Annotated in this window: 13 protein-coding genes and 1 pseudogene; 12 read left to right on the top strand and 2 right to left on the bottom strand. The window is 69.2% G+C overall.

Annotation, left to right across the window (positions count from 1 at the left end):
* The first annotated feature begins 5 nt into the window (after nt 1-5).
* Nucleotides 6-2,411, top strand: a complete 2,406-nt coding sequence (locus JD77_RS28250; protein ID WP_170286574.1) for an SDR family NAD(P)-dependent oxidoreductase — start codon at nt 6-8, stop codon at nt 2,409-2,411.
* Nucleotides 2,408-3,655: a cytochrome P450 gene (locus tag JD77_RS28245; protein ID WP_145776916.1), complete on the top strand. Its 1,248-nt coding sequence runs from the start codon at nt 2,408-2,410 to the stop codon at nt 3,653-3,655. Before JD77_RS28250 ends, JD77_RS28245 begins: the two co-directional genes overlap by 4 nt.
* On the opposite strand, the gene JD77_RS28240 is transcribed toward JD77_RS28245, so the two are convergent.
* Nucleotides 3,643-4,410: a thioesterase II family protein gene (locus JD77_RS28240; RefSeq protein WP_145776915.1), complete on the bottom strand. Its 768-nt coding sequence runs from the start codon at nt 4,408-4,410 to the stop codon at nt 3,643-3,645. The genes JD77_RS28245 and JD77_RS28240 overlap by 13 nt on opposite strands.
* Nucleotides 4,411-4,522: 112 nt before the next feature.
* Between JD77_RS28240 and JD77_RS28235 the strand changes: the two genes are divergently transcribed.
* The 10 genes and pseudogenes from JD77_RS28235 to JD77_RS34355 all read left to right on the top strand — a co-directional run.
* A complete protein-coding gene (locus JD77_RS28235) occupies nt 4,523-5,926 on the top strand; it encodes an amidase (RefSeq protein ID WP_170286573.1) in 1,404 nt (467 codons plus the stop codon).
* A gap of 510 nt (nt 5,927-6,436) precedes the next feature.
* Nucleotides 6,437-7,393 (top strand): FAD-binding oxidoreductase, encoded by a 957-nt coding sequence (locus JD77_RS28230; RefSeq protein ID WP_145776913.1) that lies wholly within the window; start codon nt 6,437-6,439, stop codon nt 7,391-7,393.
* Nucleotides 7,390-8,082: an N-acetyltransferase gene (locus tag JD77_RS28225; protein ID WP_145776912.1), complete on the top strand. Its 693-nt coding sequence runs from the start codon at nt 7,390-7,392 to the stop codon at nt 8,080-8,082. Before JD77_RS28230 ends, JD77_RS28225 begins: the two co-directional genes overlap by 4 nt.
* 231 nt (nt 8,083-8,313) lie before the next feature.
* On the top strand, nt 8,314-9,759 hold the full coding sequence (locus JD77_RS28220; RefSeq protein WP_145777821.1) for an APC family permease: 1,446 nt from the start codon (nt 8,314-8,316) through the stop codon (nt 9,757-9,759).
* A gap of 310 nt (nt 9,760-10,069) precedes the next feature.
* Nucleotides 10,070-10,759, top strand: coding sequence for a hypothetical protein (locus JD77_RS28215; protein WP_246141043.1), 690 nt, complete (start codon nt 10,070-10,072; stop codon nt 10,757-10,759).
* A complete protein-coding gene (locus JD77_RS28210) occupies nt 10,756-12,285 on the top strand; it encodes a histidine decarboxylase (protein ID WP_387227931.1) in 1,530 nt (509 codons plus the stop codon). Before JD77_RS28215 ends, JD77_RS28210 begins: the two co-directional genes overlap by 4 nt.
* Before the next feature lie 390 nt (nt 12,286-12,675).
* A complete protein-coding gene (locus JD77_RS28205; protein WP_145776911.1) occupies nt 12,676-13,386 on the top strand; it encodes an aspartate/glutamate racemase family protein in 711 nt (236 codons plus the stop codon).
* A gap of 159 nt (nt 13,387-13,545) precedes the next feature.
* The gene (gene tnpA / locus JD77_RS28200; protein WP_145776910.1) at nt 13,546-13,968 is read left to right on the top strand and encodes an IS200/IS605 family transposase; all 423 of its coding nucleotides are present in this window, start codon (nt 13,546-13,548) and stop codon (nt 13,966-13,968) included.
* On the top strand, nt 13,932-14,690 hold the full coding sequence (locus JD77_RS28195) for an RNA-guided endonuclease InsQ/TnpB family protein (RefSeq protein ID WP_145776909.1): 759 nt from the start codon (nt 13,932-13,934) through the stop codon (nt 14,688-14,690). Before tnpA ends, JD77_RS28195 begins: the two co-directional genes overlap by 37 nt.
* Nucleotides 14,691-14,736: 46 nt before the next feature.
* Nucleotides 14,737-14,923 (top strand): annotated as a pseudogene (locus JD77_RS34355) (IS5/IS1182 family transposase); the annotation flags it as partial.
* 109 nt (nt 14,924-15,032) lie between these two features.
* Here the strand turns inward: JD77_RS34355 and JD77_RS28185 are convergent.
* Nucleotides 15,033-16,028, bottom strand: coding sequence for a glycoside hydrolase family protein (locus JD77_RS28185; protein ID WP_145776908.1), 996 nt, complete (start codon nt 16,026-16,028; stop codon nt 15,033-15,035).
* Between the last annotated feature and the right edge of the window lie 46 nt (nt 16,029-16,074).

Below are 16,074 nucleotides of genomic sequence, written 5' to 3'. Positions count from 1 at the left end.
TCGTGATGACGCAGTTGTACTCGCTCCAGCTCGTACCCTGCCCGGCGGTGCCGGGGTTCGCGGAACGTGAATCGCTGCCACCCGGCGCGCTCGTGCTCACCGATGACTGGGACATCGCGGACCAGCTCTCCAACTTGACCGAGCCGAGCGTCGTGACCGTGGTCGTTCCACCCGACGCGACCTGCTGGGACGAGGACGCGATCGTCAGGCTCATGACCGTCGGGGAAAGCGTCCCGAGTCATGTCCGCGTCATCACCTCCCTGCACTCGACCAGGTGGCCGGCGGCGCCCCAGCCGCGGCTGCTCGCCCTGCAGGAAGCGGCCTTCCTGGCGGCCAAACGGTTGGCCCAATCGGATCCGCCGGATTCCTCGCTGGCCGTTCTCGTCCTGGACCCCATCGAGGGCGGGACACCCCATCCGCACGCGGCCCTGCTCACCGGTCTGATCAAGGCCATGGCCTGGGAGTTGCCGCATACTCACGCGCATGCCGTGGTGACTGACGCAGCCACCCTGCCAACCGCACTGGCGCAGCTGGGTCGCGAATCGGCGTGCGTCCGGGGCCTGCCCGTGGCCTACTACCGCGGGCAGTCGACGTCCGCCACGCGTCTGGAAGAACGGCTGCTGCCAGACAACGCGGCCACCGTCGGCGCACACGATGGTGCTCGTCCGTGGTCGACGAGCGAAGGCCCGGTCGTCCTCGCCGTGGGAGGGGCGCGCGGTATCACCGCCCGATGTCTCGAAGGCCTGCGCACGCAGCCTTCGATGCTCTGGCTACTCGGCAGTACCGACCCGGAGACGATGGCGGCGCAGTCTCGCGAGATAGGTGAGACCACCAGCACAGAGTATGCGCGGAAACGCCGGGCAGCGGATCCCGAGGTCCGTATGGCCCAGGTGCGGAGCTTCTACGACCGATGTCGTAAGTCTCGCGAGTCTCTGTCGCACCTCGACGTCCTGCGGCAGCGGTTCGGTGCCGCACGGGTTCGCTATCTGGGTTGTGACGTCACGGATGAGACCGCTGTTCGCCGCGTCGCGGCAACGATCCGCGGCACGACACCCCGCCTCGACATGGTCATCAATGGTGCTGGAATCAGCGGCGCGCGCCGGTTGGCGGCCAAGGACCTGACGACCTTCCGGAAGGTGCGGGACACGAAGGTAGCCGGGTACCACAACCTCAAGGCGGCCTTCGGCGATCTCGCACCTGGCCTGTGGTGCAACTTCAGCTCCGTCGCGGGAGCCTTCGGCCTGGCCGGGGAAAGTGACTACGGTCCGGCCAATGACTTCTTGAACTCCGCAGCCCGGTACGAGGCCGCACATTCGGGGACTGCCGAGTACTCCATCTGCTGGAGCCTGTGGGGTGAGTCAGGTCTCGGCCCACGGACCGGCTTCACCGAGTACACGGCGAGGACGGGGCAACTCGGTCTGCTCAGCGACGCCGAAGGACAACGCCTGTTCAACACCGAGGTGGAGGCTCCTCGGTCGGGACGACGGGCAGTGCCCACGCCGTTGGGCGACGCGGAACTGCACATGTTGCGTACGCGGTTCCCCGCGCTGGTGGACGCCACCCACCGGAGTTCCTATCTCGGAACCCCGTCCTGGGCGGACGGCGGGGAACTCGTCTGGGAACTCGACCTTGCTCCGTACGGGCACCTCTATGGGCATGTTCGAGAGTCACGGGCGCTCGTGCCCGGAGCACTGGCACTGGAGCTCGCGGCGGAGGCGGCCGGTCACCTCGCCGGCGCGGCGCCCGTGAACACCTTCCGAGACATCCGCTTCCAAGCTCCGATCGCAGTAGACCCGCAGGTGGTCAGATACTTGCTCACCGCTTCGTACACCCCGGCCGGGTTCGACTGCGGTGTCGTCCGGGTCGGTATCCACTCGCGGGTTTCCGGCGGGAACCACGACCGGCGCGTCCAGCACTTCGACGTCCTGATCCCGATCGGTGGCGTCGCCGCCACGTCCGAGCAGCGTGACACCCCGCGGGTCGCGCCGACCACGAAGCGGGCGTCCGCGACGATGTCGATGTCCGGGCTCTTCGACCACGTCCGGGATGTGCGACTCGGCGCGCGGCTGACCTCGGCCCGGTGGGAGCCACGCCTGTCCGAGGGAATCGACGACGAGTTCTTCTCTCGACACCGAATTCCGTGGCTGCTGGTGGATGCCCTGTTGCAGGCGGCCTGTGCCACCGGAACCCCGAACCGGTACGCGACACCTCATTCAATCGAAGAACTGAGACTGCACACCACGGACAACGACCTCACGTTGTCGAAGGTGGCGTATGGCGTTCAACTGCGCGTCGACCACTCGGACGGGATTGCCGAAGGCGTTGCCTTCGGGTCAGAAAACGGCGAGCCGCTCCTTGCGATGGGGGGCCTAGCGGTCAGCGGACGAGACCGAAGTGGCATGGGGTCATGAATAATCCTCAGGACGTCCTGCTGCGCCTGTTCAGCCCCGAAGGGCGCGCGAATCCTTATCCCTTCTACAGCGATCTGATGGAGCGGGCTCCTGTCCTGTCGATCGGAAAAAATCGCGCGGTGGTCATGGGGTTTCAGGAGAGCGTCGACGTCCTGTTGAACTCGCGGCTGTTTCCGGTGCCCGATCCCGGCTACGCCGATCGCTCCTGGCCGGGCTGGCAGGCGCACCCATCGACCGTGCTCCTCTACAACAGCCTGCTCTTTCTCAACCCGCCGGAAAACCAGCCCGCTCGTCGTCTGGTGTCGCGGTTCTTCAACCCCAGACGAGTCAAGCTGATGCGTCCGATGATCGAGCGTCATGTTGCGGCACACATCGACACGCTTGTCGCCGGTGACGGCAGCGTCGACGCGACACAGTCGTTCACCGCCATCCCGAACTCCGTGATGGGTGAGCTGCTCGGAATCCCTCACGACGATGTGCACCAGTTGATGGCATGGCTCGACATGTTCCTGGAACGCAATGAGCTGCATCCGCCCGACAAGAGGCTCCAGGATGCTGATGAAGCCGCGTCGCACCTCATCTCGTACGTCAGGGAAACCTGCTCGACGCGCGCGGCCGGCGACGCCGGCCTGGCCGGACTGCTGGCTCAGGATGGTTCCTTCGACGAGCAGGACATCATCAGCAACCTGGTGTTCGTGCTCAGCGCGGGCACGGTGACCACGGGTTCTCTTCTCGGCAGCGGAATGCTCCAGCTCGCACGGGACAATGATCTGCTACGCCGGTTGCGTTCGGACGATGCCCTGCTGCGGTCGTTCGTGCTCGAGACCCTTCGTTACGACCCGCCGATTCAGTACGGCGCCAGGGTCGCGGCCGAGGATACCGAGCTGGGCGGGCTGCCCATCGCCCGCGACAGCCTGATCCTCGTGTGCTTGGGCGCACTTGGCCGGGACTCCCGGCGATTTTCGAAGCCGAGCGATTTCGTCGCGGACCGGTTCATCGCGCCAGGTGCAGACCCCAGGGACGTCTTGTCCTTCGGCCTGGGCACACATCGCTGCGCCGGAGCCGAACTGGCCTTGGTCACAGCCGAGATCGCCTTCGGTCAACTCGCCGGGAGGGTCGAGGCGCTGGCCACGGTCAGCGCGCCGCAGCGGCAGAAGCGCACGGTCGTCCGCAGATTCAGCAAGCTTGAGGTCCAGGTGTCCAGGACGTCCGCAGCGGATCAACTACGCCCTCAGGCTCGGTAGCCGGTGGCAGGGCTGGTGGCCATGGCAGTGCGGATCGCAGAGGCCAGATCAACCTCGGGCGAGCCGAGGTAGAAGTGGCCGCCCGGGTACGTACGCAGGTCGAAGGAGCCCCTGGTGTGCCGCCGCCACGCAACGGCCTCGTCCGGTAGAACCTCCGGGTCGCTGTCACCGATGTAGGCGTGGATCGGGATGCTCAACGGCGCGGCGTGGGACGAAAGACGATAGGCGTCGATCGCCTCGTAGTCGTTGCGCATCGCCGGGAGGGCCGCGCGGAGTGCCTGACTGTTGTCGAGGAGTCGCGGGTCCGTGCCGCCCAACCGCTCCAGCTCGGCGCGGACGTCCTCGCCGTCGCGCAGCCGTACGACTTGTGCGCGACGGCGCGACGGCGCGCGACACCCGGAGACGAAAAGCGCCAGTGGGGTGCGGCCCCGCGCCTCCAGGCGTCGTGCGACCTCGAAGGCGACCAAGCCACCCATACTGTGGCCGAACAGCGCGATGGACCGGTCCAGGCACCGAGCCAGTTCGTCGGCCACCGCGTCGGCGAGTGCCTCGATCGTGTGGACGCACGGCTCGCTGCGGCGGTCGCCCCGACCGGGGTACTGGACCGCGAGCACCTGGAGGTCGTCACTGAGGGCGCGGGACATCGGCAGAAAGAAACTCGCCGACCCACCGGCGTGTGGAAAGCAGACCAACTGACTCGCCAGGTGTGGACCGGGGCAGTAGTTCCGGAGCCACCGACTGTCGTCCCTGTTCATGTAGACCTCCGTAGTCGCATGCCCATTGTGGCTGACGTTGACGGAGTGAGCCGCCACCCCTCATTGCGCTCTGGTGAGCGCACGGTCGGTAGTCCCGCCTGACGGTGCCTTGGTGGGCTGGTACTCCTGCGTCTTCGGTCAGCCCGACGCCGCTGCCCCCGAGTTCGGTCACAAGGGCACTACCGACAACAAGGTCCACGGCCCGACAAGCACCCCGTTCGACCCTCGGTTCAACGCCGGTGGTTCCAGCGGCGGTTCGGCCGCGGCCGTGGCATCGTCCATGACGGCCCTCACGCAGGGCTCCGACGCGGGCGGCAGTGTTCGCATCCCGGCGGCCATGTGCAACATCGTGGCACTCAAGCCGAGTGTCGGTCGCTGGCCGCAGGACGCTCCGCCGTTCGCTGCGGCGCCGTTCTTCACCCCCGGGCCCATGGCACGAACGGTGGCAGACGTGGCCATGCTGATGCAGGCCATCAGCGGTCCGTACGAGGGTGACCCGTTGAGCATGGACGGTTCGCTGGACTACATCGGCGCGTTTCGTGGCGGCGCGGAGGGCACGTCCCCGCTCGCGGGTAGGCGCATCGCCTACTCGCCGAACATGGATCTGTTTCCGGTAGAGGCGCCGGTGGAGAGTGTTGTCCGCCAGGCCCTCAAGGCCTTCGTGAAGGCCGGGGCAGTGGTTGACCAGGTGAAGCTGGGGCTCGACGAGATTCAGGTCACCGACCTGGGCGGCAGAAACCGGCGGCCGCTGACCAGCCAGCACTTCGCCGACACCTGGGTGCTCATGCAGGCCGGCTTGTACGGTCACGCCCGGGACCTGTTCCTGGAGTTCGGCATCCCTCTGGATCTACGCGAGCGCAAGGAGCAGTTGACGCCGCAGTTCGCTGCCATGCTCGACCGGTCGGAGAGGCTTTTGGCCGAAGAGTACCGGCACCTGGACTTCCTGCGCTCCGACGTGCTGCACAAGCTCAACGCCGGGCTGGGGACCTACGACTACATAGTCACGCCGACGATTGCCGTCGCGGGGGTTCAGAACGCCGAGGATGGCAATACCCTCGGCCCGTCGGCCGTCAACGGTGTCGCCGTCGATCCGCAGATTGGTTGGTGCTTGACCTATCCGGTCAACTTCAGCGGTCACCCCGCGATGAGCCTGCCGGCCGGCTTCACGACGAACCCCCTGGGGGGCCCGTCGTTGCCGGTTGGTCTGCAGGTCATCGGTCGCATGAAGCGGGATGACGAGGTCATTACCGCTGCCGCTGCCTACGAGCTCGCGCTGGACGATGCCGGGACCCCGGTTGGCACCACGGAAGCGCAGGCGCGATGCCGCCCGCAGTGCGGGGTGCGGACGCGGCGGACGAAGCAGTGGACCGCGACACCCGGCCGTGGGTGCCCATGGCGGACCGATGGCCTGTCGGTGCCGTGGACCCGTCCGCCGCTGGTGTCCGCGGCCGCCGACGCCGCTGGCTCGATGACCAGTCGAGCACGCGTCGCAACTCGGCGAGTGGTGCCGCCTTGAGGTAGTGCAGGACCAGGCAGGCGATGGCATCGTCGAACGCGCCGTCGGGGAACGACAGAGGATCCGCCCAGACCGCCCTGGTGCAGGGCCGTGCCATCGCCGAGCCGCTGCCGGGCCAGGCCCAACATCTTCCCGCTGGCTCGATGCCGGCAACGTCGGCTGCGGAGCCGCCGGCCGGCCACGAACGCTCCCTCCCGGTGGTCGGTGTCCAACACCACCGGTACGGCAATCCTGCCGTCGACGGCCAGTGCGAAGGCTCGTGGACACCGCTGTGGCGACCCGGCGCGGAACGGGCACGGCCGTAAATATCCGTGAGCTACCCGATGTCTCTCGGTACCGGACGAACGAGTCTTGCCTGAAGAGAAACGGGGTGGAGGAGGGCAGCCATGGCGCTAGCAACCGGAACCGCCGCAGCCGGGGATCTCACCGCCGGGGTCCCAGGTCTCTCCGCTGCACGGCCCTCGCGGGCTGTGCTCGACCGAGCTCGTCCGGACAGGAACGGCCGGGCCGATGACTGATCCAGCACAGTCACTCGCAGGCGCCCTCGCCGCGCACGACCGCGCCGCCGACCACTTCTGGTCGTTCACCGAGGACCGCAGCGTCCGTCTCCGCCCATCCCAGGTCGCGCCGATCTTCTTCTCCACGCTGGGGCACCTGGTCGCCGGCAAAGATGCTCCGGCTGGCCGGCGCGCGGGGATAGCAGTGTTGGGTCGGATGTACCGGCGATTCGGCCTCTACCCGTACCACGGGACGGTGATCGCGGCGGCGATGGCGGACACGGTGCGGCGGTTCGCCGGCGGCTGCTGGGAGCCGGAGTTGGCCGGGATCTGGGGGCGGGGTTGCCGCCGGGTGCTCCGGTTGGCGGAGCGGGCGGCCGGTGTGGTGGGCGACGGTCCGCATGTCACGGCCGGCGTGGTCGAGGCGTGCGAGGCGGCAGCCGACGGCGTCGCGGTGTTGACGGTCCGCCCGACACGACGTCTGCGGTACGCGCCCGGCCAGGCGATGCCGGTGTGCACGCCTCGGCTGCCGGGGGCCTGGCGCTGGTACTCGCCAGCGAACGCTCCTCGCCGCGATGGACGGGTGGAGTTCCACGCGCGCGCCGTGGCGGCCGGTGAGGTGTCCCGGGTGCTGGTCGAGCGGGTGGCCCCGGGGGAGTTGCTGTGGTTGGGGCCGGCGTTCGACGTCGAGCCTGACGCCAAGGGCGACCTGCTCGGTGTGGCCTTGGACCGCTACCGGCCGGGGCAGGCGGTCTACGTGTGCGGGCCACCGCGGTTGATCGAGTCGGCGCGGTCTCTGCTGCCCGCCGCCGGAGTCACCCCGGACCGCCTGCACCTGGCCGCGACCTTCGCCGACGCGCCTGGTGCGGCGCTGTGGGCGTCGGGCCAGCGCCCGTCACCCGCCGGTGACCCCTTCCCGACCATGACGGCCGCAAGCAGCGACGTCCGATCGCCGAGGAGTGCGACATGAAGCTGATGGACACCGGCGTCCGCCGTGCGACCGGCGAGGACGTCGCCGCGCTGGCCCCGGTCATCGCCGACACGCTGGCAGCCGGGCGCCTGGGTGCGTGGCTGGTGCCGGACGCGGCCGAGCGCCCCGGAGTCGTGCGCCGATACGCGCAGTTCGCACTGCGGCGCGGGCTGGCGCACGGCCAGGTGGACACGACCGACGACCGGTCCGCCGTCACGGTCTGGTATCCGCGACTGGAGCCAGCTCCGCCGGCTGCGGAGTGGATGTACGACCTGCACAGCCTCCTCGGTCCGCACGCGGCCCGGTTCGCCCTGCTCCATGCCTACGTCGACGCCGTGCTTCCCCATACGCCGCATCACTACCTCGCTCACCTCGCGGTCTGTCCCGGGCAGGGTGCAGCCGGGGAGGCGTTGCTGGCCAGCTACCACCGCGTCGCGGATGCTGCCGGGCTGCCGTCGTACGCGGAGGTCTGCAGCGACCGCCCCCGGGACGGTCTGCTCACCCGACTGGGCTACGAGCCGCGCTCGCCGATCCTGCTGGAGCCGGGCGGCCCGGCCCTGTGGCGGATGTGGCGACCTCCGTCCGGCGGCGGGCGACCGGGCGGGCTGCCACGCCGGGTGCGCCTGCACCGCACCGCGACACCGTTTCGCGGTCGGGCCATCCCGGCGACGCCCCCACGTTCTCCCTGACCGCCCGATAGGGCACCAGTCGATCACCTGCTGCCGCTGACCGCACGGCCAGCAGGCCACCCTCTGCCCCCACCGGATATCGAAGGAGATACCCGTCATGCCTACCGTAGCCACATCCTCCCTCACCGCGCCTCCACCACGACAGCTCGATGCCCGAGGGTGGTCGCCGGCAGGGCGCACCGCCACGCGTACCGGTGCGAGCCGGGGGGTGCGGCGGTGAAGCCGACGCATGTGCAGGTGGCCCTCGCGCGGCGGACGTTGACCCCGTTCGGGTTGTGGGTGTTCGGGGCGGCGGCCTCGGCGCCGATGGTGGTGCTGGTCGGTGGGATCGTCGCGATCTACGCGACCACGCAGGTGGTCGCGCTGCCGCTGACGTTCCTGCTGGTCGCCGGGGTGGTGGCGCTGTTGGCGACCGGGTACGCGGCGATGGCACGTCAGGTCGGCCACCCGGCGGCCTACTACGGCATCCTCGCCAACGGCCTGGGTCGTGGCTGGGGCGTCGCCGCCGGCCTGGTCGCCCTGGTGGCCTACAACGCGATCCAGACCAGCCTGTACGGGCTGTTCGGGGCGACCATGGCCGCGCACCTGGGCGGAACCTGGTGGGTGTGGGCGGGTATCGCCCTGGCGGTGGTCGGGGTGCTGGGCGTGCGGGCGATCGTGCTGTCCACCCGGGCCCTGGTCGCCGTGCTTGCGGTGTCGCTGCTGATCGTGGCGGCGTTCGTGCTCGCCGGTTCCGGTCGGCCGGCCAACGGTGGGCTGTCCTGGGAGGGCTTCGACGCCTCGGGGTTGGCGGTCAGCGGCATCGGCGGCGCGGTCGCCTTCTGCGTGGCCGCGTTCATGGGCGTCGACGGAGTGGGGTCGTTCGTCGAGGAGGCGATCGACCGCCGGTCGGTCAGCCGGGCCACGGTCGGCGGCGTACTGGTGCTCGGCGTCGTGTACGCGATCGCCGCGTGGGCGATGGGAGTGGCCGTCGGCCCGCAGTCCGTTGCCGAGGCGGCCGCTGATCCGGCGGGCGGACTGCCGTTCTCGGTCCTGGACCGCCTCGGCCCCGGGTGGAGTTTCCTCGGTCAGCTGGCGCTGATCGGCGCCACCATCACCTGCATGCTCGCATTCCACGCCGTGATCGCACGGTACGTGTTCGCGATGGCCCGCGAAGGCGTCCTGCCCGCCGGCCTCGCCCGGGCCAGCGGCCGCACTCGCGTCAGCGCGCCGCGCGGCGGGTCACTGACGCAGACCGGTATCGCCGCCGTCGTGGTGGGTGCGTTCGCGCTCAGCGACGCTGACCCCGTCACGGTGATGTTCACCTGGCTGTCGACGTTGGGCGCCATGGGCCTGCTGTGCCTGCTGCTGGCCGCCTCGGTGGCCGCGTTCAGGGCGCCGGCCAGCCTGCGTGGACAGCGGTCCGGGATGTGGGAGTGGCGGCTCGCCCCCGTGCTGGGGGTGCTCGGCGGGGTGGTGGTGCTGGCCCTGATGGTCGGCAACGTCGGCTCGCTGCTCGGTGCCGCGCCGGGATCGCTGTATCCGTTTCTGCTGCCCGCGATCCTCGCCGCCGCCGCTGCCATCGGTGGGACCTGGGCGGCGAGTCTGCGGCAGTCGCGACCCGAGGTCTACGCCGGCATCGGCCGCGGCACCCCGAAAACCCACGCCGTGCCCGATCCGATGAGCATCTCGATCTGAGGGGGAAGCGATGATCAGAACGCACGCTGCCACGCCCTCATTAGGTGGGCACTACGGCGTCGATCCCCTGGACCCCGCCTGGCGGCCGCACCCACCGACCGTGCCACCCGCCGGCCAGCAGCAGCCCGTGACCCACGCCCCACCACCCGGACACGGGGCTCCCTGGGCTCTCGCCGAGCACCAACGGCCACCGGCCACCCCTGTCCCTCCGCCTCCGCCCCCGACTGCGAGTCCACCCCTGTCCCCGCGCGGGCCGAGTCATCTTGAGGACGAACCGTCCGCCGGGGCCCGCCGCCAGGCTGATCTGCGGATGCAGATCGCGTATCGCTGCAAGCGGGCCAACACCAGCCACATGATCGCGGCTGACCAGGCGTTCGGCCGGCGCGACGCGGTCAGCCCGCACGCCGTGATGCTGTTCTTCACCTGCGACGCCCCGGCCGAGCCACACGGCTACAAGCTGTACACCGCCACCCGGACCTGGCCGCAGTCACCGGACTCCGACGACCTGCCCAGGCTGCTGGGCGAGCTGACGGAGGTGGCGGTGGACAACATCGCCACTCTCGGGCGTGCCTGGAGTCCTCTCGGGCCCCAGGGTTCCATGGTCAACGGCGGGGACATGACCCTGCCTACAGGCACCACCTACGTCGGCGTGGGCGTCAGCACCCTCGACTCGGACCGGGGACGCTGGTACCAGGTCGCCGAAACGCTGCGCGACGCGGCGGCCGCCGGCCGCTACATGTCGGCCTTCAACCTCAAGGGCCAGTGCTACGCGGCGATGGCCGACGGCACCGCCCTGTACATCGACCGCGATCCCGAGGCGCGACTGGGTGACACCGGGATCCGCTGCAACAAGACCCTCGACCCGGACCGAATCACCTACCACAATCCCTACGCCAGCCTCACCGAGCAGGGCGACGACGAGACCCGCCTGATATGGCGGCAACTTCTCGCCCTGAACAACACCCTCGCCACCCACCTGCTCGCCAGGCGGCCCGCGTGACCCAGACCGTCAGCCTCACCGACGCCGCGGACCTCAGCCGCGCGCCGGTCGACATCACCACCGTCCTCGACCACCTGGTGCGCGAGGCCGACGCCGCGGCCGCGACGAGCATCGGCTTTCCCGCGGCCGTGGACCTCGACCAGACCGAGGTCATGGCCCGCCTCGGCAACCGGCTGTGGAACAACATCGGCGACCCGGCGGACCCGGGCGGGGGCGCCCACACCCGGGCGCTGGAACGGGCCGTCATCGCCTGGCTCGCCGACATCCTCGCCATGCCAACCGACGACCGATGGGGCTACGTCACCACCGGCGGCACCGAAGGCAACCTGTCCGCCCTGCACGCCGCTCGCCGCCGCTACCCCACGGCCCGGATCTACTACTCGACCGCCGCGCACTACTCGATTCCCAAATCGTTGCAGATACTCGGGGCGCGCGGTGTGGTCGTCAGCGCCCGCCCGGACGGCGAGATGGACTACGCGCATCTGGCCGCGCAGCTGCGCAAACGCCGGCGGCGGCCCGCCATCGTGGTGGCCACCGCCGGCACCACCCTCACCGAGGCAGTGGACGACACCACCCGCATCCGCGCCGTCCTCGACGACTACGGCGTTGACGGGCACCTGCACGTCGACGCTGCCCTGTCCGGTATCCCGCTCGCCCTCGACGGCCGGCTGCGCTTCGACGATGCCGGCGGCGTCGGCAGCATCGCGGTGTCGGGGCACAAGTTCCTCGGCGTGCCGACCCCGTGCGGGGTCGTGCTCATCCGCGACAGGGTCCGCGGCCACGGCAGCCACGTCGCCTACACCGACACCGTCGACACCACGATCACCGGTTCCCGCTGCGGCCTGGCCGCCGCGCTGCTGTGGCACGCCATCGCCACCCACGGGCGTGAGGGGCACCGGTGGCGTGCCATCGAAGCACGAACCCTCGCCGCCTACGCGGTCGACCAGCTCACCGCCGTCGGTTGGCCCGCCTGGCGGCATCCACACGCCTTCACCGTCGTCCTTCCCACCCCACCAGAACCGGTACGGAAGAAGTGGCTGCTCGCCACCGACGGCGACACCAGCCACATCATCTGCATGCCCGGCGTCACCCGCGGGCAGATCGACGCTTTTATTGCGGATCTGGTGGCGTCGCACCACCGAGGTCGATCCCGCAGCCCTGGCTCCCACCCGAATCGGAGGCCAGTACCGCTGGACACTGACTTCTCTTCATCCGGCACCGTCCACCGATCCACGGAGGTGATCACCATGGCGACCCGGCTACGTCGTCCGCCCCGAGTACCTGTGGCACGACCCCGGCACCAGCGCCGGCCTGATGCCCATGTCCTCGCCGCACGCCCCAGCCCTCAGCCACCGCCGGCGGACCACACCGTCATCGCGTGGGCCCGAACCACGCTCACAGTCCACCGGGCCGGTGACAACGGCTTGTGCCGCGGCTGCGAAGACCTCGGGCAGTTCGCCTGGGCGCCCTGCCCAACGGCACGAGATGCCGATGACACCCTTACCGACCACCTGCCAGGCCAGTAGGCCAGGCTCGAGCCAGCGGGCCGCCGTAGCCAACCGCCGATTGCGGGCGGTCCCAAGCCCGGAAAGCAGTCACCCGACTCGTCAGTGAGCGCGCGGCGCGACCGTCACCCGTCCACTGATGTGCACCAGCCTCGGCAGTGGTCGCACCCACCTGCCGAGGTTCGGGGCGGCGGCAGTCAACCCGAATGACTGCCGGGCCGGCCCCTGTCAGCGGTCCCCACGCGCAGGGATACCACCGGCCTGCGGCCGGCGGCGGGCCCTTCCCCCACGCCCACCGCCGGCCGTGCCAGCCCCCAATTGCCAGCACTGTCGAGCGACGGTTCGACGCCTGCGGGCGCTTCGACCGGCCCACCGGCTGTCACGGGGTGAGCGCCTGATAGGAAGGGACCCATGCTGACCATCGGACTGCTTGGCGGGATGAGCTGGGAATCCAGCGCCCACTACTACCGGCTGGCCAACGAACTCGTCCGCGAACGCATGGGCGGTCTGCACTCGGCCCGCTGCGTGTTGTACTCGGTCGACTTCGCCGACATCGAGCAGTTGCAGAGCACCGGGCGGTGGGACGAGGCCGGCCGTCTGCTCGGCCGGGCCGCTGCCGCCGTGCAGGCCGCGGGCGCCGACCTGTTGCTGCTGTGCACGAACACCATGCACAAGGTCGCCGACCAGGTCCAAGCCGCCATCGACATCCCGCTGCTGCACCTGGCCGACGCCACCGCCGCCGCCGTCGGCGCGGCGGGTCTGGATTCGGTGGGTCTGCTCGGTACCGCCTTCACGATGGAGCAGGACTTCTACCGCGACCGGCTGACCGGGCACGGCCTGAACGTGATCGTTCCCGAAGCCGACGACCGGGCCGAGGTCCACCGCATCATCTACCAGGAGCTCTGCCTCGGTCACGTCAGCGACACGTCGCGGCAGACCTACCGGCAGGTCATCGACCGGCTTGTTCACTCCGGTGCCCAGGGCATCATCCTCGGCTGCACCGAGATCGAACTGCTGATCTCGCCGGACGACAGCCCGGTGCCGGTTTTCCCCACCTCCCGGCTGCACGTCGAGGCAGCCGTCGACGCCGCGCTGCGTGAGCCCGGTCGTTCCGGGTCCTGAGGTTGCTACGCCTCACCCGTAGGCTGCCCGCGCAGCAGACAGGCGCTGGCGTCCGTAGCCCACCTACCGATTTGAGGCGAGAGGGCTGCCGTGTTCAGGCGGCAGGTGAATCGCTGCCCTGATGCTGCTCTGTTAGCTACGTGCCATGCGTATACTAGGTTGGTGGCCGAATACCAGACGAGCCGTGGGGCGGCGTACAGCCTCGGATACCACGTGGTGTGGTGCCCGAAGTACCGCCGCCCCGTGCTCGTCGGCCCAGTCGCCGAACGTCTGCGGGACCTGATCGGACAGAAGTGTGACGAGCATGGCTGGTCGATCGTGGCGCTGGAAGTCATGCCCGACCACGTGCACCTGTTCGTCCGGGCCGACCCGAACGCTTCGCCGTCGTACATCGCGAACCAGTTCAAGGGCTTCACCTCGCGGGTGCTTCGCGACGAGTTCTCTCACCTGCGCAGCCGGCTGCCAACCCTGTGGTCCCGGTCGTACTTCGTGTCGTCGGTCGGCAACGTGTCCGCCGTAACCATCCAGAGGTACATCGAAACCCAGTGGGAGCGGCCGTGGAGGAAGAGAGGCGCGTCGTGAAGATCAACCACGGATACGTGCGTCGTCTCGCCCCCACTGCGGAGCAGGCCGCCGCACTCGACATTCAGGGCCACGCGGCCCGGGCGATGTGGAACCTGCTGCACGGGTGGTGGACGTGGGGCGGCGGACGCGACCGACGCCCCACACTGAAGCAGGCCGATGAAGCGATCCGGCAGGCACGCAAGGACATCCCGTGGCTGGCGGACCTGCCCGCGCAGGCCGCACGGCAGGTGTTGAAAACGTACGTGCGGGCGTGGAGAAACTGCTGGGAAGGCCGGGCGTCCGTACCGGAGTTCAAAGCCGGAAGGTACGGCATCGTGGCGGTGGAAGAACTGCGGGTGGAAAACATGACCCGCTCTGCGAGAGGCACCATCGCCGAGCCGGGCCGCAACGTGCGGCAGAAGGCCGGGCTGAACCGGGTCATGCTCAACGAGGCCCACGCACGCACCGTTGAACTGCTGGCGTACAAGCTGGCCGAGCGGGGCGGGCAACTGCTGAAAGTGCCAGCAGCGTACACGTCGCAAACGTGCTCAACCTGCGGGCACCGTGACCCCCGCTCCCGTCACGGCGTCGTGTTCACCTGTACCTCGTGCGGGCACCTCGACCACGCCGACACCAACGCGGCCCTGAACATTCTCAACGCGGCCGGGCTTGGTCGTGTACGGACGTGGAGCCCCGCACCTGTGGGCTGCGAAGCGTCAACCACCCGGCGTGCCGCATGAGCACCGCCAGGAATCTGCCCTCTTCAGGGGAGAGAGGAAGTCAAGCAACGGTGACACGCTCACCCGTCTCGTGGCCGGCTTCGAGTGTCGGCCACCACCGTGTGGTGGTACCTGCGCGAAGCCGTCGACCTACTCGCCGCCTGTGCCGGCGACCTCGCCGCTGCGATACGGCGGGTCGCCGGCTGGCGGACGGCATCCTCGACGGCACGCTGACGTTGATCGACAGGGTGGCGACGAGCCGTTGCTCCTGGCGCCGATCCTCGGCGCGCCGAGCGGGCTGGCGATGCTCACCTCAGAGCCGCCCTGACCGCCCGGCGACATACCAATGCAACCCGAGTATTACTAGATTGCGCGGGCGATGCAGATTCTGGCGTCGAGGCGGGGTCCGGCTTCGTAGAGCATGTATTGGACGCCGCCGTCGGTGCCGAAGGTGGGGGCTGCGACGCGGCCGTTGTCGGAGGCGATTGGTCGGTGGAAGATTCCGAGGTGGTTTTCGCGGTCGAAGTTGTTGCCGATTTCGGTGAGGTACATGTTGCCGCTGTTGCCGTGGTAGGCGACGTATGCGGTGCCGTTGCGTTTCAGCAGGTGTGCTCCGGAGATGTCGGTGAGTCCGTCGCCGGATGGTGAGATCAGGGGGTTGGGGTCGAATTGCCAGCCGTCCCAGCCGTTGGGTGACCAGCCCCAGAAGATTTTGCGGTTGCCGTTGTGTAGGCCCATGAAGACCATGACGTAGCGGTTGTTCTTGCCGGTCACGGTGTGTTCGAAGACTCGGGCGTAGGAGGTTTCGGTGGTGTTGGGTACGAGTCTGGTGGAGAGGATGGGGGTTTCGTCGGTGAAGTGGATGCCGTCGGTGGAGCGGGCGACGCGGGTGGTGTAGTTCTCGCCGTGGAAGTAGAGGTAGAACTGTCGGGTGGGGGCGTCCCAGACGACGTGTGGTGAGGAGACGTGGCTGACGGTGGTGGTGGGTAGGTAGCGGTCGATGATGGGGTTGTTGGGGTATTCGGTGTAGGGGCCTTCGAGCCGGTCGGCGTAGGCGAGGCAGATGCCGCCGGGTGCGTCGTGGGGTGCGTAGTAGAGGTAGTAGCGGCCGAGGTAGGTGTCGAGTTTGTCGTAGACGCCGCGTGCGCACGGGAAGATGAATTCGCCGGTGGGGTTGTAGCGCAGTGGGCTGGTGAAGGCGTCGCGGACGTATTGGTAGTTGGGGAAGCCGGCTGGTGCGGCGAGCGCGGGTGTGGGTGTGGCGGTCAGGCTGGCGCCGGTGGCGGCGACGCCGGCGGCGGCTGCTGCGCCGCGTAGCAGGGTGCGTCGGGAGAAGGGGCTTTCCGGGGTACGCGTCATCGCGGTCCCTCCGTTCGTGAGACGGGCCGAAGGGGAACAGGGGAAG

The organism is Micromonospora olivasterospora (assembly GCF_007830265.1).
Lineage (GTDB): Bacteria > Actinomycetota > Actinomycetes > Mycobacteriales > Micromonosporaceae > Micromonospora > Micromonospora olivasterospora.
The sequence above is the reverse complement of the archived record's forward strand: the minus strand, read 5'-3'. Positions and strand labels throughout refer to the sequence as shown.

Coding starts and splice junctions, on each gene's coding strand:
- JD77_RS28250 (WP_170286574.1), top strand. CDS start 6: ATGACGCAGTTGTACTCGCTCCAGCTCGTACCCTGCCCGGCGGTGCCG.
- JD77_RS28245 (WP_145776916.1), top strand. CDS start 2,408: ATGAATAATCCTCAGGACGTCCTGCTGCGCCTGTTCAGCCCCGAAGGG.
- JD77_RS28240 (WP_145776915.1), bottom strand. CDS start 4,410: ATGAACAGGGACGACAGTCGGTGGCTCCGGAACTACTGCCCCGGTCCA.
- JD77_RS28230 (WP_145776913.1), top strand. CDS start 6,437: ATGACTGATCCAGCACAGTCACTCGCAGGCGCCCTCGCCGCGCACGAC.
- JD77_RS28225 (WP_145776912.1), top strand. CDS start 7,390: ATGAAGCTGATGGACACCGGCGTCCGCCGTGCGACCGGCGAGGACGTC.
- JD77_RS28215 (WP_246141043.1), top strand. CDS start 10,070: ATGCAGATCGCGTATCGCTGCAAGCGGGCCAACACCAGCCACATGATC.
- JD77_RS28205 (WP_145776911.1), top strand. CDS start 12,676: ATGCTGACCATCGGACTGCTTGGCGGGATGAGCTGGGAATCCAGCGCC.
- JD77_RS28185 (WP_145776908.1), bottom strand. CDS start 16,028: ATGACGCGTACCCCGGAAAGCCCCTTCTCCCGACGCACCCTGCTACGC.